The 23,365-nt window shown below is 51.9% G+C and carries 19 protein-coding genes and 1 tRNA gene; 9 read left to right on the top strand and 11 right to left on the bottom strand.

Features of this window, described 5'->3' with window-relative positions; translation table 11 throughout:
• A partial coding sequence (brxL, locus tag GX466_04570) for a BREX system Lon protease-like protein BrxL (GenBank protein ID NLH93476.1) occupies positions 1-951 on the top strand: 951 nt, incomplete at its 5' end.
• 11 nt (positions 952-962) lie between these two features.
• On the opposite strand, the gene GX466_04565 is transcribed toward brxL, so the two are convergent.
• From GX466_04565 to GX466_04520, 10 genes are all read right to left on the bottom strand, one after another.
• Positions 963-1,838, bottom strand: a complete 876-nt coding sequence (locus GX466_04565) for a hypothetical protein (protein ID NLH93475.1) — start codon at positions 1,836-1,838, stop codon at positions 963-965.
• Positions 1,838-3,391, bottom strand: a complete 1,554-nt coding sequence (locus GX466_04560; GenBank protein ID NLH93474.1) for a hypothetical protein — start codon at positions 3,389-3,391, stop codon at positions 1,838-1,840. Before GX466_04560 ends, GX466_04565 begins: the two co-directional genes overlap by 1 nt.
• A gap of 155 nt (positions 3,392-3,546) precedes the next feature.
• Entirely contained in the window at positions 3,547-3,996 is a 450-nt protein-coding gene (locus tag GX466_04555; protein NLH93473.1) for a hypothetical protein, read from the bottom strand.
• On the bottom strand, positions 3,989-4,240 hold the full coding sequence (locus GX466_04550) for a helix-turn-helix domain-containing protein (protein NLH93472.1): 252 nt from the start codon (positions 4,238-4,240) through the stop codon (positions 3,989-3,991). The genes GX466_04555 and GX466_04550 overlap by 8 nt, the downstream gene beginning before the upstream one ends.
• 55 nt (positions 4,241-4,295) lie before the next feature.
• Positions 4,296-4,916 (bottom strand): DUF3164 family protein, encoded by a 621-nt coding sequence (locus GX466_04545; GenBank protein ID NLH93471.1) that lies wholly within the window; start codon positions 4,914-4,916, stop codon positions 4,296-4,298.
• A complete protein-coding gene (locus GX466_04540; protein ID NLH93470.1) occupies positions 4,888-5,337 on the bottom strand; it encodes a hypothetical protein in 450 nt (149 codons plus the stop codon). The genes GX466_04545 and GX466_04540 overlap by 29 nt, the downstream gene beginning before the upstream one ends.
• Positions 5,338-5,353: 16 nt before the next feature.
• Positions 5,354-5,890: a hypothetical protein gene (locus GX466_04535; protein NLH93469.1), complete on the bottom strand. Its 537-nt coding sequence runs from the start codon at positions 5,888-5,890 to the stop codon at positions 5,354-5,356.
• A gap of 8 nt (positions 5,891-5,898) precedes the next feature.
• On the bottom strand, positions 5,899-6,597 hold the full coding sequence (locus GX466_04530; GenBank protein ID NLH93468.1) for an ATP-binding protein: 699 nt from the start codon (positions 6,595-6,597) through the stop codon (positions 5,899-5,901).
• Positions 6,598-6,607: 10 nt separating this feature from the next.
• Positions 6,608-8,671 (bottom strand): transposase, encoded by a 2,064-nt coding sequence (locus GX466_04525; protein NLH93467.1) that lies wholly within the window; start codon positions 8,669-8,671, stop codon positions 6,608-6,610.
• Positions 8,658-9,254 carry a helix-turn-helix domain-containing protein gene (locus GX466_04520; GenBank protein NLH93466.1) on the bottom strand — a complete coding sequence of 199 codons (597 nt, stop codon included), beginning with the start codon at positions 9,252-9,254 and terminating at the stop codon, positions 8,658-8,660. The genes GX466_04525 and GX466_04520 overlap by 14 nt, the downstream gene beginning before the upstream one ends.
• Before the next feature lie 243 nt (positions 9,255-9,497).
• Between GX466_04520 and GX466_04515 the strand changes: the two genes are divergently transcribed.
• The 8 genes from GX466_04515 (at position 9,498) to GX466_04480 (ending at position 18,774) form a co-directional block, all read left to right on the top strand.
• Complete coding sequence (locus GX466_04515) at positions 9,498-10,226, top strand: hypothetical protein (protein NLH93465.1); 729 nt, start codon at positions 9,498-9,500, stop codon at positions 10,224-10,226.
• A 559-nt stretch (positions 10,227-10,785) separates the two neighbouring features.
• A complete protein-coding gene (locus GX466_04510; GenBank protein NLH93464.1) occupies positions 10,786-11,466 on the top strand; it encodes an ABC transporter ATP-binding protein in 681 nt (226 codons plus the stop codon).
• Positions 11,447-12,682, top strand: coding sequence for an FtsX-like permease family protein (locus GX466_04505; GenBank protein ID NLH93463.1), 1,236 nt, complete (start codon positions 11,447-11,449; stop codon positions 12,680-12,682). The genes GX466_04510 and GX466_04505 overlap by 20 nt, the downstream gene beginning before the upstream one ends.
• Before the next feature lie 2 nt (positions 12,683-12,684).
• The gene (locus GX466_04500) at positions 12,685-13,761 is read left to right on the top strand and encodes a YihY/virulence factor BrkB family protein (protein NLH93462.1); all 1,077 of its coding nucleotides are present in this window, start codon (positions 12,685-12,687) and stop codon (positions 13,759-13,761) included.
• Complete coding sequence (purH, locus tag GX466_04495) at positions 13,758-15,302, top strand: bifunctional phosphoribosylaminoimidazolecarboxamide formyltransferase/IMP cyclohydrolase (GenBank protein NLH93461.1); 1,545 nt, start codon at positions 13,758-13,760, stop codon at positions 15,300-15,302. The genes GX466_04500 and purH overlap by 4 nt, the downstream gene beginning before the upstream one ends.
• Before the next feature lie 52 nt (positions 15,303-15,354).
• A tRNA-Ser gene (locus GX466_04490) sits at positions 15,355-15,448 on the top strand.
• A 55-nt stretch (positions 15,449-15,503) separates the two neighbouring features.
• Positions 15,504-17,222 carry a signal peptide peptidase SppA gene (gene sppA / locus GX466_04485; protein NLH93460.1) on the top strand — a complete coding sequence of 573 codons (1,719 nt, stop codon included), beginning with the start codon at positions 15,504-15,506 and terminating at the stop codon, positions 17,220-17,222.
• A gap of 34 nt (positions 17,223-17,256) precedes the next feature.
• Positions 17,257-18,774, top strand: a complete 1,518-nt coding sequence (locus tag GX466_04480; protein NLH93459.1) for an Rne/Rng family ribonuclease — start codon at positions 17,257-17,259, stop codon at positions 18,772-18,774.
• A 396-nt stretch (positions 18,775-19,170) separates the two neighbouring features.
• Here GX466_04480 and GX466_04475 read toward each other — a convergent pair whose 3' ends face one another.
• Positions 19,171-23,361, bottom strand: coding sequence for a S8 family serine peptidase (locus GX466_04475; protein ID NLH93458.1), 4,191 nt, complete (start codon positions 23,359-23,361; stop codon positions 19,171-19,173).
• Positions 23,362-23,365: the final 4 nt, after the last annotated feature.

Below are 23,365 nucleotides of genomic sequence, written 5' to 3'. Positions count from 1 at the left end.
CTAGAATACTTCAAATCAGCAAGGAAAAATTTCACCGTGTACGAATGGATTGACTTACTTATAAGATCGATGGAGTATAATCCTGATAATAAAGATACACAAACAGGTTTTAGCTCAATCGACCGAAAACTACTTTTTCTATCTCGGTTATTGATTTTTGTTGAGCCTAACCTCAACTTGATAGAACTTGCCCCTAAGGGCACAGGAAAATCATATGTATTTGGCAATCTAAGTAAATATACGTGGATGTTTAGCGGAGGAGTGGTATCAAGGGCAAAACTCTTGTACGATATTGGCAGAAGAACTCCTGGTATAATTGAAAACTACGATTTCGTGACTTTTGATGAGATAGAGACGATAAAGTTCGCTAATGAAGATGAGTTATTAGGAGCGTTGAAAAACTACCTAGAAAGTGGTCGTTTTACGGTTGCTAATTATAGCGGATCATCTGAAGCGGGACTTATGATGTTGGGGAACATTTCTTTATCACCGGACTGGCGTCCATTATCAAATAGATACTTTGTATCATTGCCCAGTTTCTTTCAATCTTCTGCACTCATGGATAGAATTCATGGATTCATTGAGGGCTGGAAACTTATCAGGCTTAATCAGGGTCTTATAGTAAACGGATACACTCTTAATGTAGAGTATTTTAGCGAGATATTACACAAGCTGAGGAATTGTTCCCATTATAGTCAAATCGTCTCAGATCTAATTCAAATCCCACAAAATTCAGATACAAGAGACGTTAAGGCGATAATCAAGTTAGCGACAGCGTACCTTAAGCTGCTTTTCCCTCATGTTTCTAATGCCTCGGAGATTGATAAAGAGGAATTCGATTTATTCTGTCTTGCTCCAGCTATCGAGAAGAGAAAGATCATTCGGGAGCAAAGGTCATTTGTTGACACTGAAGTAACTACTGAAATGCCAGATATTTCTGTTAAGGCCTAGATGATTGTTAACTATAAGATGGCTGTCATTGTCCTGCACTTCCAATGAAACGGCGGAAATGGAGTATGCGCTCCGGAGACCCCGACTGGGTTCATCTCTGAGTCGTATTCGATCTGGTCATCCTTGATCCAAGGTGCAAGGGCTTTGATATACTCCCGGGCATCATCCAGGCTGCTGGACTTGGTATCCAGAGCCATGAGGTTATCCATTACTTCAAGGGCATCGTTTAGGGGATAGACCTTGTCCTGGGCAGCCAGAGCCCGGCAGATGTCACTGGTGCGGTCATCGAGTATCACTACAAGTTTATAGTATCTGGCTTTCGCTTTCTTATAACCTTGCAGTCTTCCGAACTCTCGGATTCTGAGTGCAGTATGTTCTGCCAGTCCCTGCCAGTAATGGGATGAGCGATTGGCAAGGTCATTGAACTGGTCTTTAAGGGTATCAGCCAACATCTCTTTGGTATAGCCCTGTTCGATAGCTTTAGTGAGAGTATCTGCGAAGTTCTGACGTACGTCTGCTTCAAAGTGGTTCCCGATCCAGAACAACTGCTGTTTCTGAATGGTGGATGAGAGATGCTGATCTTCGATGCCCCAAAGCCCGATACTAGTCTTGGTGGGAGCCTGTACCTGGGTGTCCTTGAGTCCGAGCCGCATACAGCGGTCTATTATCGCCTTGGTGGGCTCATTGACCATAGCTGCGAAGTCGTCTCCCAACTGGGTATTGATGATGCCCATAAGCTTATCTATGGCGTTCTTGTTGATCTTCTCAGCACGTGGCATGTCACTCAGCATTTGGATGGCGAGTCGGGTCGCATCTCTGATCTCGGTTTTCCAGGCATTATTCAAGACCCTATAGTACTCAAGCATTAGCTGATCATAGTAGTTCATTAGAAGCTGAACCTTCGGACCTTGACTCTGTTCCTGCCAATATCGTATTCGGAGAAGCGTTCCAGACAGCCAGCCAAGGCATCACAGCCATCGATATAGCCATCAGGATATGTAAGGAACTGACTGATCAGTGTTGGTGTGTCTTGACCTTCAGGAAAGAGTACCTTAGCCGTCTCGATAATGGTCTCGGTGCGTTCTATACGCAGGTTCTTATTATCTTTGTTGTCTATCCGCTTTATTCTGTGAGATATCGGAGGCAGATGATTGTCAGTTGCCCACCGATCAAAATCGGCAAGGATACGTGCCTGACCATAGGTAGTTTCACAAGCTGCTCTGGCTTTCACTCTATAGATTCGATCAAGCTCCTGATAGGTATCATAGTAGTATCTGAAGAACTTGGTGTTCTCAGTCTGGCGTATCCAGACATGGATCACATAGAAGCGATTACCATCATAGCCTATGGAGATAATGGCCTTGAAGCAGCCTTTCTCCCCCCAGGCTGGATCGGCATAGAGCCAGACCCGCTTCATCTGGGATGGCTCCGGTAGGTTCCTATACTTGGTGAACCAGTGGTTCTTGAAGATGTTCCCTTCGATAACCGGCTGTCCAAGTATCTCTCGCTGATAACCGGTATGCCCGAACTTGGCTCGCAGATTTGGCAGAGTGGCTGTGGGGTATTGAGCCTCCCAAGTTGACTTGCCATGCATATCTTCGAGAGAGAAGCGCAATATCGCCTTTTGGTGGGTCTTTAATGCAATCTGGTAGGTAACGTCTAATTCTGGATTATCTGCCCGTAAATCGCCTAATATGAGCTCCTGAAACTGACAGATGGAGTAATTGGGATGTACCAGGTTACCGAGCCAGACGATCTTGCCATTTCCCTCAGGTGAGAGTGCTCCGGCAAGCTCCTGGGTGATCTTCTCCATCCTTCGTTTACCGATGGACTGGTTACCCATGTTCTCTTCTTTGTCGATATCATCACAAACGATCAAACCGGGCCGCTTGGCAGTCTTGGGATTGATAGTACCCCGATGAGACTGCTTGATACTCCTGGCTCGTATCCTGGCTTTGTTCTTGAGATAGAAGTCCAGGTCAAAGGCATCCACTGGCTGCAGCTCCGGATAATCAATGGTGAGCCGCTTATTGTTCTGCAGCTCGTGAAGTGTAAACGCTGTCCTCTCCTGAGCCAGATCTATGTCTGCGGCGGTATGGATCACGTAGCGTTCACCTTTGATGATCATCCAGATGGGATAGACAACTCCCATGAGTACCGTTTTGCCCAGCCCCCGAAAACCGGTAATGGCGATGATGCCTGAGTCATTATCAGTCTCATCGAACATGGTCTCGTGCGCTGGGCAAAAAGGTAGTGGGAAAATATGCGGGAAATAGGTATGGCAGAAGAACGAGAAAGCATCCCAACCTGTTCCGGTAGTTCGTCTTATCCTCTCGGACTTGGCTTCAGGATTATCGTCTATAAAAGGCAAGACGGAGATCGTTTTAGATGCGATCTCTGCCAGTGCTTTGTTATGCCGCTGAATGAACTTCTTAGGCATAACCGGGTAACCCCCCGACGCCCAGGGGGACGGGCATCGGGGACCCGGAGGTCGGAGGAACGGCCTTGTCGGGCTGTTGGCTTGGAGGGTATGCAGGGTAGGGAGGTTGGTCTGTAGGCTTAGGCTGGGGAGGCCTTATATAGGATGCAGGAAGGCTAACCATTTCTCACTCTCAGGTAATCTGCCAAATCGTGCAGAATGCTCTGGAACTGTTTAAGTAAGGTCTCATGTCCTTTCTCGATCATAAAGTCGGTAACCTGATCCAGGAACTTGACGATGTAGTCGTTCAGTTCTTTGGAGGGCTGCCGATCCTTCTGATCCTGCTTCATCATGCTCACCAGGCTTTGGATGGCTGTGTCGGCAGGATTCTTGGCATATTCCCGGAGCGCTTGAATGAGTGCCTTCTTGCGGGCGATGGCGATCTCGTGGTCGAGTTGGTTCTCTTCTTTGAAGAGCTCGTCCCACTTGCCGCTCTTGACCCACTTACGGACAGTGATGTCGGAGACTCCGAAGATCACCGCCAGCTCAGTGGGATCGGTCTTGCCGTTCAGATAAGCTTCTTTGCAGTTGTCCCGCTTGATGCGGAACTCACGGCTGTTACTCATACTCAGGGCGTACCTTGTATTTATCTAAGTAGGCGTTAAGGTCTTTGCCCTTGCAGCGCAGTTGACCATTCTCTTTAGTACGGAAAGCAGGCAGAGGGTTCTCTATGTCCCGTATCCAGCGATATACGCTGGAGCGGTCAACCCGGAGGATATCGGCTATCTCATCCGTGCGGTAGTTGCGTTCATCATTGAAGATGCTCATTGTCTCTAAAACCTCCGTAGTTTTGGTATTCATATATGCCATTATTCATTCTCCTGTATTTTTATCAAATTGAGATGCATTACCTTGCCACTGTTTCTTACAGAGAAGGGAAGTTAAGGACGATCTGGCGGAACTGGCCTGACTCGTCACGTTCATAGAAGTTGATGTACTGCTTGGTAGCAACTACCTGGATGGCCTGGTCGATCAGCTCCATAGCTTCCTTCCAGGTTTGATCTTTGATGTTGTAGCGGCGCAGACGCAGGATACGATATTTGGCGATTTCGCCTTTCTTATCGACCTGAAATGCCTCGCTGATGATGGCTCGGAGGTTAACGTTAGAGTCGGCTGACCAGGCTTTGATGCACTCATCGATCTTCTGCTTGGCAAGTTGGAGTTCGATGCCGAACTGGATGCGTTCCTTGAATCTGATTTCAACTCTATATTTGCCGTCAAAACTGTTGAGGACGGCATTGCCCTTCCAATCGAGTCCGTTCTTCTCGGCTACCTGCTGGAGATAGAGTTCCACATCTTCAAAGAACTGGTTCTTGTCTGCTACTATGCGGTCATGCAGCTTGATCGCCCGGTTGATGGTCTTGGTTACGATAGAGTCCTGCTTGAGTATCTCCGGCCTGATGATCGAGACCGGAATGCTCTGTCCGTTAGCGTCAACTCTGGTGGGAATGGGCTTCTTAGCCTTGGGGGTTTTGGGTGTGTCCATTAGATGTCTCCTTCTTGGTTGTATTTTTGGCTTTCTTTTCATTCTGTTTGATGTAGTTCTGCAGCATTGCGATCACCGCTCTGCGTTCCTTCTTGTTGAGTAGGTTCCAGTGGCTTTTGGAATAGTGTTGGATGGTAAATGCCCGTAGCTGGGACTCGGTCCAGCCCGCAGTCTTCATGAGATAGAACATATACTTGCCCTGACGGTCGAAGCTAAAGATTTGGGGTCTGCCATGCTTACGGTACTTGAGCAGAAGTGCTTTCAATTCAGTTAAGCGATCCTCCGGCAAAGCCCTAAGTGATTCGCCATAGCCCAAGCCCTTGATGATGAACTTGAAGTCATTTAGGGTCCAGTGGAACTTCTTGACCCGGAGGCCATGTATCTCTTGGCGTAGTTTTCGTTCTCGTTGTTCCTGAGTCATAGAATGCCCTCGCTCTTTACTTGTGGTTAGTAGTTTTAGTAGTTTTCTTACGGCGTCTCTGAGGTTGGATGCCGCACTCGGCCCGCTTCTCGCTAATGATGCCTTTCTTGATCACCGAGCCGACTTTGCAGATCATGCTTATGTCCTTGGTATAATAACCTGACTTACATATACCCACCGCATCGACTGAGATCAGTGCCTCCAGGTAGAGATAAGCCCACTGACGGCTGCGCTGCATCTTGGAAGCCAGCTGTCGGATGCTCTTTATTTGGCTCTTATCAAGCAGGAAGCAGATATCCTGGCAGGCTTTAAGGTCGAATGCCCAGTTGCCGCAGTAAATGGTTGCTACATTGATATTATAGCGGCCCCGGTTGGTTACATAGATATCCTCGTATTTGGATACCTTGCGGATCACATTGCCTGTAAGGAGTTGGTTAAGGCGCTCCTGAACCACATCCCGGTCTACTCCGGTGCACTCACAGATCAGATCTAAGTTGAAGTAGCTGACGAAGCGGTCTACGAAGCGGTCGATTATAATGCTTTGCTCGTTCATAATGCCACCTAAATATGGTTCATGGCTTGGATGGGATTGATTTTACCGCGGACTTCAAGCATGTGCATGATCTTGATGGCTTTCCTAAGGTTCCCGGCTGCGTTGAAGTGGATGTAATTGACCAGGGACTCCGGGCAGGGAATATTCATCAGTTCGGTGCCCAACATTCTAATATCATCCTTGCTTACCGCTTCGAACTCGTAGAAGTAGTTACAGCGGTCAAAGTAGTAAGCATTGATCTGGTTAAGCCTATCCATGGCGTTCTGCATGCCCACCAGGATCACCACTGCGAAAGTCTCATCCACCAGATCTCTGACCGATCCGAGTAACTGAGGATAGCGGAAGGCGTAGTCGATCTCATCAATGATGATGACGGTATCCTCATTATCGAGGAGCAGTTGGATACATTGCTTGTAGATGTTGTTGGTAGTACCCACGGGGAGATAATCACCCATACCCAGGCTTCTGTATAGATTCTGGAGCAGTTCCTTGGCGAAGGTTTTGGGAGTGGTCGTGGCTTCCAGTCTGATATACACGTAGCCACGGGCATAGGCAGCACGGCTGGCATAGGTGGTCTTGCCGAGGCCGGGCCTGCCATACAGCATACCCAGTCCCACCATCTCCAGGCGGGGACGCTTAAGCAGGAAGTCGATGCACTCATCGGCTTTCTGGACATTGTGGATCGGGACAAGTTTACCTTGCTTCATCTATTCCTCCTTATTTGATTCCGATCGTCTTGAGCATTTTCTTGAACTCCTCATCGTCGAAGGGATCGAACTCGCTTGATCCTTCGGCAACAGCTTGATTTTGATCGTTGTTGGTCTGTTCAGGTTGGATGGCGGTTATTGCCTGTTCTTGTTCAATTACTATCTGTTCCAGCCTGGCGATCTCCTCTTCCGGGCCCGGGGCGGGAGCTTCGATCATAGGTGCTTGCAGGAAGGTAGGATTGTTATCAGCTGGAATCTCGTTCATATAGCTCTTGAGCAGCTTATCCACCGATTCCTGATTGCTGCGCACGAAGCTCTGGGTCCGCTGTTCGGTCAGCCGCTGCAGCTTCTTGATCTGGGTATATTCCTGGCGGTATTCCTTATGCGATTTGCTGTTCTGCAGATCGGCCTGGATGAACGGATGCTGGGCCTGGCGCAGGGAAGCCTGGCAGATGAAGATATCCGCCTCGTCATAGACCAGCACCCATCTCGCATCAGCCAGATCGTATCTGATTATTACCGGTTTACCCATGTGAAAGACCAGAGCGGGATGCCAGTACTTCAACTTGTTCAGCACGATGCCCTCGTTGCGGATGGCTTTACGCTCCACGCTCAACATCATAAAGTTGAGCTGAGAGGGATTGACCAGCCTGTCCTGAGGTTTGGGAGCCGAGTTGAACACCTCCCAGGGTTTGCGGTTATCCAATCCCCGGTGAGGGGTGATGCCATATACATATCTGATATAGTAGCCGATCATCTGCATCGCTTCTTCAGTGGTGGGCGGCTCGCAGGTATAGAGCTTCTTGATCCACTTCTCGTTACGCATCAGAGTGGCAGGTTTATCGGCTATATTGGCTCCCCGGAAGCTGCTGATGAAGCGTTCAAACTGCTCCTGGAAGGTCCGGAAGAACCGCTCGATGATCTTGGCTTTGGCATTGTAGCTTTCGGCGAACTGAGCTCTGATTCCCAACTTGGGAAAGATACCGCCCAATTCCTTGGCCAGGTCATGCCCTTCCCACTGTTCGTGGAACAGCTTGCTCTTGAAGGCTTTGCCGTTATCGAGATAGACATACTGAGGCAGAGCTCCCCAGTTGAGGAAGCCATTGCGGAAGGCAGCCTGGATGTGCTGACTGTCCTCGGTGAAGGCAAGCGTGGCACCCACCGGGTATCGGGATGCCCAGTCGAAGACCATTATCATGGTCATGCGTTGCGCTTTCCCGGTCTTGGGATTGAGGATATCGAAGGCCAGAGTGTGCCCATCGGCTACCCAGACTTCGCCCACGCTCAATAGTCTGCTATCCCGGTGGATGGTCTTGATGATGTGCTCAGCTACGAACTTGCTGCCCTGCCTTGCCTGCTCCCACATTGCCAGATTGTCATCCCGCCACTCTTCGACCCAGCGTCTAAGCGTTGGTACCGAACTGGGTGAGTCGATCAGTCCGGACTCGGCTTTGGCTTTCAGGAACTTGAGAGCGCTGCCGATACTGATCCGGTTGGGATGCAGCAGGATCGCCAACAGCACCTTGCCTTCCAGTTCGGTGATCTTGCGTTGCCGTTTCTGATAGCGGTTGCCATGCAGGAGAGCATACATATCCTGCTTGCTCTGTTCATAGCGTCCCAGCCAGAGGCGTAAGGCCCGTTCGGTGCGCTTTCCTTTCAAAGCATAGAGTTCTGGAGCCAGGCTACCGTTATTGTATTCCTTAGTGAGCAGTTTCCACTCCCGGCCTTTGGACTCGCTATGCTGGAGCCGCTCCAGCACTGTGGTACAGAAGTAGCCCAGCAGCTTGGCTTCGTTATCGCATTTGACTGGTACCCGCTCTTGAGGAGTAAAGTCGATGTACTCCTCCTCAGGATCGCTGGGAGCGCTTGGCTCATCTTCCAGAACGATACTGTCGTCAAGTATGTTGCTATCAGTCGCTGTGACAGCCGGAACTGGCTTGGGAGTCGGCTTAGGTTTGATCTCCTGGCCTTTCCCAATCTGGTTAAGCAAATCCTGCTTACCCTTCCAATCAGGATAGATGCTCTGATAGAGCTCCGCGTAGGTCAGGGGATCGATTTCATCATAGATGCTCATGCTTGTCCTCCTCGCTGTATTTGTAGATCAAAGCGCTGTGCAGGTCTTTGCCATCCACCTTGAGAGTGATCTCAATAAAGCCGGCAGGCACCAGGTTCCTGGCCTGGCAGTCTGCCATCTCCTTGATATATAAGGAAGGCTCGGTCAGCAGGAAGGTCTTCCTAACCTTGTAGCCATCCTGCTCGACCAGATGCTTGTGCACTTCGATTCGGTTGCGCTTGATATAGCGCCATACGGTGCGGGTGGAGCAGCTCATCAGTTCCGCCGCCCGCTCCACGGTCAGCCAGACTGACCTGATCTTGTTCTTGCTCATGTTCAGCCTCTGCCAATAATTCTCTGGTACCGGTAAGACCACTGTGACACTTCCACTCCGGTGGCGTGTCACAGAGGTCGGATAATCTGTCACAGTGGTAGCCTTTTTTTGTCCTGGCGATCTGTCACAGCGTTCAACATATCTACTGATCAGCATCGGCGGCTTTTTTCTCCGATTGGAAGGGTGTGTGACACGTGTCACAGAGGTCAGTGTGTCACAGAGGTCATCCTTGACCCAAGTTTCTCCGGGCTTGTAAGTAGTCGCTTTCATAAGCGCCTCCCCTTAGTTATTGTTGGGTGCTATATAACTGCATCGCAATAACTTGGGAAGTCCTTTCTGCGCTTTCCAGCGACTTATGAAAACTATCTGATACGAGCGGAAAAATCCGCCACCGAAACACAACTATATAAATAAGCATTGACAAAAAGATTAGACAATTTATCTTGTCTACGGATGCATAATCTTACCCATACGGCAAAAGGTCAAGCAGAAAATGACCTTTTAGGAGGAATAATGGACACTAACGATATCGGCAGCAGGCTGGGAATGCTGATTAAAGCAATGAAATTGAAGCAGTACCAGTTTACCGAAAAGTTTGGCATCTCTGCCAATTCTCTGGACCGTTACAAGAACAATGAGCGGTTTCCCGACCCTCAATTCTTGGCCAGATTGATCGATTCCGGAGTGAATGTGAACTGGCTGTTAAGAGGTGAAGGCAGTATGTTCATCCTGGCTCCCTGGGAGCTTGGAGATGATATCAGGACTACCAAGAAAGTCCAGATTGTGGATGGTAAACCGGTCTTAGTGAATGATTTTGATACCACTTACGTGCGTACCTCAATCTTCCCGATCGTAGCGGAAATATCCGCTGGATCACCCATGGAAGTTCCCGAGGATATGGAGCCGGCGGAATCAGTCGAAGTTCCCACTCGCTACATTCCTTTCGGTACGGATAACTACGTGGCCTTCCGAATCAATGGACAAAGCATGGAGCCGCAGATCCTGCACGGGGATATTGTCCTCATCAAAAAGCAGATCACCTGGGATGGTTTGGACGGGAAAATCTGTGCCGTCAGATACGAGACAGGCATTACTCTGAAAAGGATACAGTATGATGAGGCCCGCAGGGGAGTTGCCCTCCAACCTCTCAATAAAGACTACCGGATCGAGTTTATAGACGCTGATCAGAGTCAGTGGTTAACGATGATCGGCCCCCTGGCACTTCAGTTACGGATCTATTAAAATTGTAAACTATTTCAAAAAATTTGATGTTCTGAAAATACCTTAAATTGAGGGCAAAATTGAAGGAATCGTGATATCGAAACGTCCAAAAACGTCCAAAGACCACTGTGACACAGTCTAAAGCCAGTCCTATCTATCTCTCCACCCTATAAACAGTTAAGACCTCTGTGACAAGTGATATCGATTTGAAAATTTGGGTGAGAATTTATACCCTGAGCGCCCGATTCCATCTCTCTCGCCTGCCTCCCGTTAAATCCTCGCATCAAGTGCGGGCATCATGCGGGAGGCACGACTTGGGCACAAGAAAGGGCCTTAACGGCCAGACAGAAACGCTTCATTGCTCCGCGTGGTGTTCAGCCAGGCGCTGGCGTCGAGCGAGGAACTGGAATCAATGGCAACAAAGATATATGGCCTCGAAGTATCCAAGCCGTAGTCGAACAAGGAAAGAGGTGTTACGGGGAACACCTTTACAAGTATCGGCGGATCGAGGCCTTGGTGCTTGTTTTTTGATTGACATTTTGGAGAGATATGGATTTCTGGCTTTATTGGGTGAAAAAATATGATAATTAGCACGAAAAACCTCATCAAGGATTACAGCCTGGGCAAGGTGAAGGTCCGCGCCCTGAACGGCATTGACATGAACATCGAGGAAGGCGAGTTTGTGGCCATCATGGGTCCTTCGGGCTCCGGAAAGAGCACCTTGATGCACATCATTGGCTGCCTGGATTCGCCCACGGAGGGAGAATACCAGCTTGATGGCGTGCTGGTGAGCGACATGGACAAAAATGAGCTGGCCATGATCCGCAACCGCAAGATAGGCTTCGTGTTCCAATCTTTCAACCTGCTGCCGCATCTGAATATCCTCAAGAACGTTGAACTGCCGCTGATGTATGCTGGCATCAAACCCAAAGAGAGGAACCTCAAGGCTCGGGAAATCCTGGACAGCGTGGGACTTAGCGACAGGCTGAAACACAAGCCGGCAGAGCTTTCCGGCGGTCAGAGGCAGCGCGTGGCGATCGCCAGGGCAATCGTGAACGATCCCGCCATCCTGCTGGCAGATGAGCCCACTGGCAACCTCGATTCCCAGGCTGGAGGCGACATTCTGGAGATTTTCAGCAAACTGCACGCGCAGGGCAACACCGTTATCATCGTCACCCACGACAGAGCAGTGGCGGACCGCGCCAACCGCGTGATCCGCATCATGGATGGAAAGATCGAAGATGGCGATTTCGCTGGCTGAATCCCTTTCCCTCGGCTTGGCTGACATCCTTAGCCGCAAGGTACGCAGCATCGTGACCATCATCGGTATCATCCTGGGCGTGATGAGCATTATGGTGGTGCTGGCCATCGTGAACGGGATGAACAAAACCACCCTCGACTGGATGGGACAGCGCGGAGGCCTGAACAAGGTGGAGGTGAGGCAAAACTGGGACTGGGACCTCAGCCGGGGCGGCGAACCGACTTTCAGCCTGCGCGAAATCCAGCAAATCCGCGAGCTTTTGCCGCCGGTGGAAGCCTTCAATCCACAAACCCAGTTGCAGCCTCAGGAAATGCTGTACGGGGAACTGGGCTACGTGGTGAGTATGCTGGGCGTTTTCCCGGACATGGAAAAGGTGGAGGACTGGCAGGTGGCCAAAGGCCGCTTCATCAACTCGTTGGACATCGACAACCACAACAACGTGGTGGTGCTGGGCAGCACCACCGCCAAAGAACTTTTCTCCTCGCGGGACCCGCTGGGTCAGTATGTGGGCTTCGCCGGCCAGAAACTGCTGGTGGTAGGGGTGATGGAGGAAAAGTATATGAAGGCGCAGGGCGGTGGCAGCGCTTTCACCGACAACGCGCTGGAATACATGAACCAACGGGCTTTTGTGCCTCTTTCCACGCTGCTCAGCAAAATCGACCCCAACCAGAAAGTGAACAGCCTCAGCCTGCAGGCAGCCAGTCCCGAAGCGGCTAAGGAACTGCGAAAAAAAGTGGAGGACGTGGTGCTGAACATCAAGCAGGGCAAGAAGGTTTTTGAGGTAAGCGCGGCGCAGGAGCAGATGGACCAGATGAAACAAAGCTCGATGATCTTTTCCGCCATCTTTGTGCTCATAGCGGTGATTTCGCTGCTGGTTGGGGGCATCGTGATCATGAATATCATGCTGGCTTCGGTGAAGGAGCGAACGCGCGAAATCGGGGTGCGCATCGCCGTAGGGGCCAGGCGGCGGGACATTTTCGCTCAATTCATGGTGCAAACCATCCTGATCACCGCGCTGGGCGGGGTGCTGGGCATAATTCTTGGCTTTTCCATACTCAAAGCCGTGGGTTCCTATCTGGACCTGCAGGTGATCGCCTCGGTGCAGATGATCTGGGTGGCGCTGCTCGTTTCCGTGGGGGTGGGACTTATTTTTGGCATTTCGCCGGCGATGCGGGCCAGCAAACTTGACCCCGTTGAAGCCCTGAGGGAGGATTGAACATGAATGACAATGGCAAAAAAGGTTTTTTCGCCAATCTCTGGGCATTGATAGTGACTTACGTCAAAGCAGTGTGGATCGATCTGGTGAAACTCAGAAGCTATCTGACCGAGCCTGCCAAACGCCGGCAGGTGCTTTCGGACCTCTGGGACTTCCTGAAACGCTGGTTCCGCCTTATCATCAGGGAACGCGTGATGCGCGAGGCCGGATCCCTAACCTACATCACCATTCTGGGCTTTGTGCCTTTCGTGGTGTTCCTGCTGCTGATAGTGCCGGACCTGCCCTTCCTGAACCTGCAGGAAAAGGTGTTTAACCTCATATCGAACAACCTGATGCCCACATCCGCGCTGGCTGTGAACAACGTGATCGAAGGCATGCTGGAAGGCCGTGCCGGCTTCAACATTATCAACTTCGTCGTGATGATCATATCATCCTATTCGCTGTTCAGAACCATCCGCGATTCCTTTGACCGTATCCTGAAGATGGAGTATCACCCCAAACAGGACCTCCTCAGCCAGGTCATCAAGTTTCTGGGTACCATCATCCTGGGTGTGTTCATCCTGGTGGTGCTGATCTCAAGTTCTTCGCTGCCGCTGATATCGCGGCTGCTCAGAATGCCAATGCTGCGCTGGCTCACCTATTTGGTGCCGTTCGTTCTGCAATTCCTGCTGCTGGTGTTTCTTTATATGCTGATGCCGTCGATTAAGGTGCAGCGGATGTCACTGGTGCGCGGGGCGTTTTGGACCGCCCTGATCTGGATGGTGGTGAAAAGCGGATTTGACACCTATATCCTGCGAATGACCAGCTATCAGAAGTTTTACGGCACCCTCTCAGCCCTGCCCATCTTTCTCCTCTGGATCTATGTGAACTGGCTGATCGTGCTTAGCGGAATCGTGATGGTGGCGGTGTTTGAGAATAAAAAACGTGGCGAAGAGCCTCCCAACGGGTCCAAAGAAATGATACGCCTCACCCTGGAGATTTACGGTGACGGCAAGATGAGGCGAAACCTGGACAGATACATCAGCCGGAACGAACTCAAGGAGATTCTGGACCCTCCGGAGGAAGAGGAAGAAGGGTGAAAAAATACGCATTGATCTCGGTTTCTGATAAATCCGGAGCGGAGACCCTGGCGAGCGGACTGGCAGAGCTGGGCTATGGCATCCTGTCCAGTTCCGGCACGGCCAGTCATCTGCGAGACAGAGCATTGGAAGTTGTAGAAGTGGAGGATGTTACGGGATTTCCGGAAATCCTGGATGGGCGCGTGAAGACCCTGCATCCTCACATCCACGCGGGCATCCTGGCCGACCGCTCCAATCAGGAGCACCTGGCAACCCTGGACCGGCTTGGCATCCGGCGGATCGACCTCGTGGCCGTGAATCTCTATCCCTTCCGCGAAACCCTGTCCAAGATTGGCTCCACGCGGCAGCAAATCATCGAGAACATCGACATTGGCGGCCCCTCGCTATTGCGGGCGGCGGCCAAAAACCATGCCGGAGTTATAGTCCTCTGTGATCCGGCAGATTACAGCAGCGTATTAAGAGAGCTTCAAGCTGGAGGCGAACTGCCGCTGGAGAAGCGCATCCACCTGGCGCGCAAGGCGTTCGCACACATTGCGGCTTACGATGCTGCCATCGCGAACTGGCTACGCTGCCAGGAACATGCTGATTCGGAACCGGAACTGCCAGACCAACTGGAAGTTAGTATGCCCAGAGCCGCACATTTGCGCTATGGGGAAAACCCACATCAAAGAGCAGCATTATACGCCAGTGGCCAAAACGGGCTCAGCTTGCTGCACGGCTTGGAACTTTCCTTTAACAACCAAATGGACATCGATGCCACGCTGAGGGCGTTGAGGCTTTTCGAAGCGCCCACAGTGGTAATAACCAAACACTGCAATCCCTGCGGCATTGGCTGCGCTGAGCGGCTGCAGGACGCTTACAAAAAAGCGCTGGCGGCCGACACGGAATCCCCCTTCGGTGGGATTGTTGGCCTCAATCGCGCTCTGGACCTTGAAACCGCGAGGCTGATCAACCAGATATTCACCGAGATCATCGTCGCCCCGGATTATGAGAACGGGGTGCTGGAATTTCTGCGCAAAAAGAAGAACCGACGCCTCATCCGCTGGGATGAGGAAGTTTTCAACCCCGGGCAAAATCCCTGGGAACTGAAACAGCTGCTGCAGGGCTGGCTGCTGCAAGAACGCGATCTCGTGAACGAAGATCCCTCCACTTGGCGCTGCGTGACCCGACGCGAACCCTCTGCTGAAGAGATGCAGGCGCTTGGTTTTGCCTGGAAAGTGGCTGCACTACTGCGTTCTAACGCCATCGCTCTCACCGGGAATGACCGCGTTTTCGGCTTGGGCGCGGGACAGACCAGCCGAATCGACGCACTGCAACTGGCGGTGATGAAGGCCCGCAAGTTCGGCCACAGCCTTAGCGGTGCTGTGTGCGCCTCCGACGGCTTTTTCCCTTTCCGCGATTCCATCGACGCTTTGCATGATGCTGGCGTTCGCGCTGTAATCCAGCCGGGCGGCTCAAAAGGAGACCCGGAGGTTATCTCTGCCTGCGACGAACTGGGCTTGACCATGGTTTTCACAGGTTGCCGCCACTTTCGGCACTGATATTTGATTTGACAGATTACGAGGCTTTAAAAAGATGACGTTCCACACGAGCGGAGATGTGTCCGAGCTGGCTGAAGGAGCACGATTGGAAATCGTGTATATGTGCAAAACGCGTATCCTGGGTTCGAATCCCAGCATCTCCGCCACTCACTTTTACAATCACCACTTTTCACAACCAATTTTATACAAGGAGTTTATCCCATGAAAACAAGAACTGGCATTATGCTAGGTTGCGGACTTGTGCTGCTCATTCTGATCGGCGCTTTCGTTGCTGGCTACTTCATCGGGCGGCCTTTCATGTCTGCCACCCACTCAACAACAATATCCAGCGGCACTTGGCTGGTTTTGGACCCTTCTGGTGGCGTTCCGGATTACTCAGAGTTGCAAGGATCAGAGTTTTGGGGTCTTAGCCCCCTGAGCGCCGAGGACATCTGCAGCCGGATCCGCAAAGCGGCCAAAGACAGCAAGGTGAAGGGCATCATTATCAAGCCCTCGGGAGTGGCGATTAGTTATCCCAACCTGAACGAGATCAGCGCCGCGATGGAGGAATTTAAGAAAAGCAGCAAAACCGTGATCGCCCACGGGGAAACGCTGGATCAGAGCGACTATCTGCTCTGCACCCTGGCGGACAAGATCTACATGGACCCCTCAGCTTCCGGCGGCCTGTTGTTGCAAGGCGTATCCAGCAACATCCTTTTTTACAGAGAAGCCCTCAAAAAACTGGGCATCAAGATGCACGTGATGCAATCCGGCGACTACAAAGGCGCTGGGGAACCCTTCACCCAAACCTCGCTCAGCCCTGGCACGGAAGCCAATCTCCGCCGCGCTCTGGAAAGCCGCTACAACCTGTTGCGCAGCGACATAAGCCGCCGACGCGGCCTGGATTCCACCTTGGTGCGGGATATCTATGAAAGCCGCGAAGACCTCATTATAAACGGAAAAGAGGCAAAAACATACGGCCTCATCGACGACACACTGACTTGGGACGAGATGCTGTCCCAATACAAGATCGGGGATGATAATCGGGTTTCCTTTTCCGACTACGCCTCTCCAGTTGATACTGCTGTTTCCGGCAACCGAATCGCGGTGGTCAACCTGAGCGGTAACATTGCCGCCACAGATGGTTACAGAGCCGAGAGCATGATCAGCGCGAACAAGGTTGACCGCATCCTGGACGACATTGAGGATGACAACTCCATCAAAGCTGTGGTGCTGCGCGTGAACAGCCCCGGCGGTTCAGCTCTGGAATCCGAACTGATCTATCAGCGGCTGAAAGCGCTGAAGATACCTGTGGTGGTCTCAATGGGCGGTATGGCCGCTTCCGGCGGTTATTACATAGCTTGCGGCGGGGATTACATTTACGCCGATCCGCATACTATCACCGGCTCGATCGGTGTGATCATGGTCCTGCCTGAACCTGTGGAGTTGGGCAACAAACTTGGCATCGACAGCCAGACCCTGAGCTACGGCAAATTCGCTGAAGTCGGCAGCATTTTTGAACCCTACAGCGATGAACTGCTGGCCTCGCTAAAACGCGAATCCAAAAGATGTTACGCGGAATTCCGCCAGCGTGTGATGGACAGCCGCAAGATCACCCCGGATGGCATTGACGCTGTTTCCGAAGGCCGGGTCTTCATAGCCGCGGACGCTCTGGAAAACGGGCTCATCGACGCCATCGGCGGCTTGGATGACGCCGTGAAGAAAGCCGCTTCCCTGGCCAACATTAGCAAGTACAGCGTGAGCAAATATCCTCGGCGGATCAGTGTTTGGAAGTTTTTGCGCGACCGCGGCCTGTTCCGCAGAGTGAACTCCCTGCTCAGGTTACGCGATTCCAGCCTGGAAGAACGCTTGCTGGCATCTCTGCGCGATACCCTCAAACCACGTCAGTGGCTCTATTTCTGCCCTTTTGAACTGAACTGAGGCTGCCGCCGAACCCGACCCACAGGACTTTTATATGAAAAAAGGTAAATTCAATACCGATATAATCGTGAACGTCCACCCCATGGAAAAGCGGGTGGCCGTGCTCGAGGATAATAAACTGGTGGAACTCTTTGTAGAACGTAAGGATAAGCAAAACGTCGTTGGCAACATCTACAAGGGATTCGTGAAAGACGTGCTGCCAGGCATGGGCGCCGCCTTCATCGAAATCGGGCTGGAACGCACCGCGTTTCTGCATTATTCAGACATCGTGCTTGATTTTCTCGACATCTTCGAAAACGAGAAACAGCACCCACGCTTAAATAGCAAGGATTCATCCCAAATCGGCAACCTTCTTAAACCAGGCCAGGAAATCGTGGTGCAGGTCCATAAAGGCCCTATTGGCAGCAAAGGCGCCCGCTTAACAGGCCAAATCTCAATTCCGGGCAAATACCTGGTGCTTTTTCCCAATAAACATAAAATCGCCATTTCCCGCAAGATTTACAACCAGAATGAGCGTGGCCGCATCCGCAACTTGCTCAGTTCCTTCAAGGACCAGGATTTCGGGTTGATCGTGCGCACCGAGGCCGAAGGCTGCGATGAAGAAGAGCTACGCAACGAATACAACGCCCTGGTGAAAACCTGGAAACTAACCGACAAGCAGATCAAGCACGTCAAAGGCCCCGTCTGCGTATTTGAGGAAAATGCCCTGGAAAATTACCTCATTCGTGACCTTTTCGGGCAAAACGTTGACCGTCTGGTGATCGACGACAAAGCCTTCGCGAAGAGCATCATCCGCCATCTGGAGGACTTTTCGCCCGACCTCATCCCCGCCGTGGAGATTTACAAAGAGGATTCGCCCATCTTCGACGCCTGGGGCATCGAGAAAAAAATCGAGACTGTCTTCCATTCGCGCATTTACCTGCCCAGCGGCGGAAACATCAAGATCGAGCAGACCGAGGCTTTGGTGGCCATCGACATCAACACCGGCAGCTTCACCGGAAAGACCCACTATGAGGAAACAATCAAGAAGACCAACATTGAAGCCGCTGCTGAGGCAGCCCGACAGATCAGACTGCGTGACCTTTCCGGGGTTATCATCATCGATTTCATCGACATGGTGAATGAAGCCAACAAGCAGGAAGTGCTTGAAACACTACGCAAAGGGCTCAAGCGCGACCGCGCCAAAAACAAGGTCTACAACTTCACCGAACTTGGCCTGGTTGAGGTTACCCGCAAACGCATGCGCTCAACCCTCATCGCCAAGCTTTCCGATCCCTGCCCCACCTGTAACGGCAGCGGGCGCATCGTTTCCAAGGATACAATGCTGATGCGCATACATCGCTGGCTGAGACGTTCGGACTACTTCATCCGCAATAAGAAGTTCCGCGTCATGGTGCATCCGGAACTGCTGGAACACATTAAGTCCAACAGTTCCTACTTCAGCGCATACAAGGACCAGATGGACATACAGGCCGATCCTGAGATGCGCACAGACCAGTTCAAAGTGTTCAAGCTGCCCGGCCTCGAGGATATCACATCCAAATTCAGTTGAGCCATGTAGCAAACTGAACTCCATTTCCCAAGACAGTTTCCGAGTTCCGGCCACAGGTTGGAACGCGGATTCATTTGAAGACGATCAGATGCCGTTAAGCCCATGCCAGACAGGCCATTGCCCAGCCGAAAAAGGGCTGAATGACCTCTGTGGGAAAGATGCTAAAAATGGCTCTATTTCAATCTGGGTAGGTTAACCCGAAGGGCTGCATACGATTGTGGAGGTGGCGACTCAGCGGAAGAGTGAAGCGATGCTGTCTGGCCGTTAACGCCCATTTCCAGATCCCTGAAGCGCCTCCCGCCAAATGCCCGCATTTGATGCGAGGATTTTGCGAGAGGCGTGGGAGTGGGATGAACTAGAGCGCTAACGGCGAGACCGGCAGGACATTACAGTGGGTCAGTTGATTATCGCAATTTTACCGCGCGCGGTCTTTCCATCCATCTCCACCACATAGAAATACACTCCGGAAGCCACTTTCCTTCCATCGTTGTTTTTCAGGTCCCAACTCCAGTCAACGTTGTTCACCACAGGATCGAAGGGTCCGATGGCGGCGGTGCGCACCAGGTTTCCGGAGCTGTCGTAGATGCGGAGGTTGCCGGTTTTGCCGGAAGGGAAGTTGATGATGCTGCACTGTTTGTCGCCTGGGCGGACGGGATTGGGATACGCCACCAAGTGTTTGAGGTCGTGGTTGTTAACCAGATAGAAGCGGGCGACGTTGTTTTGGGGTGAGATGAGGTTTCCGGCCAGGTCGCGGAGGTTGTTGACGGTGATTTTGTAAGCCGAGGAGCCGTACCGCACTGTATGAGCCAGATGAACCAGCACCGCGTCGTCCTCGTGGGCAACGCTCACGATTGAGTTGTCGGGGTCGTTGGAATGGTTGTGAAGGATGTAGTTGCCGATGATTTCCGGATTTGGGTTCAGCGGGGCGATGGATTCGGTGAATTGTATCCGCACGGTCTGCTGGTCCTCCAGAACAAGGGCTTCCACCACACCGGGGGCCACGGTATCCTGCTGCCAGCTGAAAGTGAATTGGGTTTGGTCAAGCGGGATGTTTTGGGCGCTGATGATGTTGCTGAGGGTGAGGGTGAAATCCTCTTCGATGGCCGGGAACTGGCTGTTGAAGAAAAGCTGGGCGCCATAATGGGTGGCGGTGCTGTTCACGGAGGATGGACGGCCCATGTTGTGGCTCACGTGGTAGAGGCTGGGGTTTAGGATTTGGCCCGACATGGGCTGGTCAAAGCTGATCAACAGCGTGTTCGAACCGGTCATGGTGACGCTTTTCACCTGGGGCGTTTCATAGGGTACAACGTCCTTCCAGACGGTGGGGATGCTCTCCATGGGCGAGTAGGCTGGGTCACAGGCGGTTACGGCGTAGCTGTATCTGGTCCCCGTCTCCACTTGCAGGTCCATGTAAGAAACATCCGAAACATCGTCCAAAACAATGGTCTGACCATCCTCATCCCTGCGGTAGAGGCGATAAAACTGCGCCCCGTTGTCTATCCAAGAGAGCTGGACAGTGTTGCCGTCCAATGCCTGGGCCTGGAAATTGGCAGGTGTGCCGGGTCCGGTGAAAGGGTCTTCGGAAGTCCATTCCACAAAGATAACGGAATCCGGTTGCACCTCGTAATTGGTCAGGAAATAGGAGCGGTTGTTGGCGTCTTTGTAAGCCATGAGCGCATAGTTGCGGAAACTTTTCCCGTAAAACTGGGGTTTGAATTTGCCTCCGTCATACTTCAGGGTGTAAAGGTTGGGGGCGATGGCGAGGATGATCTCGTCCTTTCCGTCGTTGTCCAGATCGTGGGCCAGGATGGCGCTTTGGGATGTAACTTCGTTGAACATGATGGAGCCCACGCTGGTGTAGTTGTTGTTGGAAACGTTTCGGAAGCCTTCAAAATACCAGAAGTTCTGGTTGGGGTCCAGATTGTCCTTGTAATATCCGCCGATAAAGAAATCCTGACGGCCGTTGCCGTCGAAGTCGCCGCTGGTGATGCTATAGGTGTTGCCGACCGGCATTCTGTGGCTCCAGGACAGTTCGTGCATATTGTCGTTCCGGATTTCGTAGATCATCACGTCGCCATCGGTATCGGCTGTGAGGATGTCAGGATAGTTGTCATTGTCAAAATTCTTTACAATGATGGTGGGAACGAAGGTATTGTAGAAGTCCGTTTCGGAATTGTTTTCGAGTTGGTTTTTTTTCTCGAAGGTGTTTCCGGAGCGCTTGTAAGCTTGGATAACTCGTTTGGTAGGCAGTATTTTCACCAGCAGGAGGCCTTCGACATTGTCACGTGAATACTTTGCGATCACACCTCCTGTGACTGAGGTTTCCTCCCAGAGCGGTAGGTTCGGATATGTGCTGGTGAGCTGGCTTTCCATCAGCACAGCGGTGTCGCCCTTGAGCATCAGTATTTCCTGGCCGATGTCGTTGGTATTGCCCGCGCTCAGAAGCCAGAAGGAATCGTTGAAGGAGTGCTTGAGCATATGTCCTCCGGCTTGAGGCTGATAGACGAAGACCCCGCCGTATCCTGTTTTGGGCAGGTCCATGGCAAGGTATTCCTTGTAGCCGTCTCCGTCGTAATCATAAAAGTGATTCAATGGGACTCGAGGTTCGCCGATTATTTGCCAATTGTAACCGTAACTGGGTATGATTTCATATCTGATGTCCAGAGCATCCTGCCAGACGGGGGAAAGGTATTCGATGTTGCAAACGTTGGTGGCTCTGATCTGAAAATCGATGGGGCCTTCCGGCAGTTGGGAGGGAATGGCCCAAACGTGGGTGCTGTCCAGCAAGGCGCCGTAAACGGTGTATAGTCCGCCGGCGGAATCGGTTATCAGCAGTTCGGTGCGCACATATTCATTGAACACGGCAGACACATAATAACGCAGGTTTTGGCCGTCATAGCGCTTGAAACCCATCACGGATTCTTCTCTCAGGATGGGAGGCGTGCGGTCGTAGATGAAGGTGCGGAAGTAGTTGAATTTCTGGCCCGAAACGCTTTCATACTGCACCCGGAGCGTGTATTTCCCCTCAGCGAAGGCCTCGGGGATGTCGAAATGTGCCAAAACGCCGTTTTGCACCTGCTGCTGATGGTGGGAAGGATAGTTTTGGTGGGTTTGCACATCATACCAGTCCAGAATCGTGGGCACCTCGGCATTGGTGTACATCACGCTGTAGCGGAAGAAATCGCTACCGGTCACCGTTCCGGTGATGTCCATGCTGCCTGTGATGCCTGTGTGGTCTAGAGGCTGGTCGATGTAAACCAAAGGAGGTTGGGTGTTTTCCAGCAGTTTTTTGGTGTTCAGCATCCCGTGTCCATAATAGATGTCAAAACCAGGTGCGCCAAGGTCGTCGGTTGAGGTGAGCAACCGGGCACGCACCTCATCCGGAGAAAGGTTTGGGTGCAAAGACAGCAGCAAGGCCGCTGCACCTGCCACAAAGGGTGAGGACATCGAGGTACCGCTTTGCAGGAAGTATTCTTCTCCCAAATCAGTTTTATAAGTGCTGAGCACCATTTCACCAGGGGCCACCAGGTCCAGATCCGGGCCATAGCTGGAGAAGCCGGCGATATTGCGGTTGCGGTTGACGGCTCCAACGGAGATCACATTTGAAAGTTTGGCCGGGTAGCTAAGCACAGGCCCAGGATCGTTGCCAGCGGAAGCCACGATGGTTACACCCTTGGAATGAGCATAATTGCAGGCATCGCCAATGATGGGTGAATAGTTTGGATCGCCCCAGCTCAGGTTTATCACGTTGCAGCCGTTGTCAGCGGCGTAAATAATTGCGGCTGCTGCGTCGTCATCCTGCAGGTAACCCTGGCCGGCGGTGGTGCGGAATCCAGCCCGGATCGGCATCAGCTTCACGTTCCAGCAAACGCCGCTTATACCGATGCCGTTGTTGCCCACCGCGCCGACGATTCCTGCCACGTGGGTTCCGTGGAAGTTTTCGTCTTCCACGTCATTATCCTGGTCAATATAGTCACCCACGGCGATATCTGAAAGCTCCGGGGCGTCGGAAAAGTCCCAGCCGCACCAGTCGTCGATGTAGCCATTGCCGTCATCGTCGATGCCGTTGTCGTGAAGACCCAGGGCTGGATCTTCGCCGGGGTTGATGTAGATGTTGGCTCTCAGGTCCGGATGGTTGATGAGGCAGCCTGAGTCGATTATCCCCACCACCACTTGGGAACTGCCGGTGGAGTAATTCCAGGCCTGGGGATTCGCCACCATGGTGTGGAATTGCTCTGAATACAGTGGGTCGTTGGGTTCGATGTGGAAAGTGGAAAGATAGTTCGGCTGTATGTATTCGATGCCCGGGAAGGTTGGAGTTTCTCCTCGCAGGGCTTCCCAGTCCGGCTCGGAGGCAAGATCCACCAGGAAGTATTTCGGTTGATGCATGCCCTTTAGGGGCTTCAGGCTCAAAGCGCCGTGGGCATCCAGCCAGGAATCAAACTCTGTAAGGCCGGTGCGGTTGGATTTGGGGTCCAGGGGCTGGCTGGTCTTCACGATCAGCTGTCCGGGCGTGATGTTCAAGGCTGGCAGCATGATAGCAGACAGCAGCAGTACCAGCAGGGTCAAGTGGCGTTTGGAATTCATATGG

It is taken from the genome of Candidatus Cloacimonadota bacterium, assembly GCA_012516855.1.
In the GTDB taxonomy this organism is placed as follows: Bacteria; Cloacimonadota; Cloacimonadia; order Cloacimonadales; family Cloacimonadaceae; genus Syntrophosphaera.
Note: the sequence above shows the minus strand (reverse complement) of the source record. Positions and strands in the feature narration are given on the sequence as shown.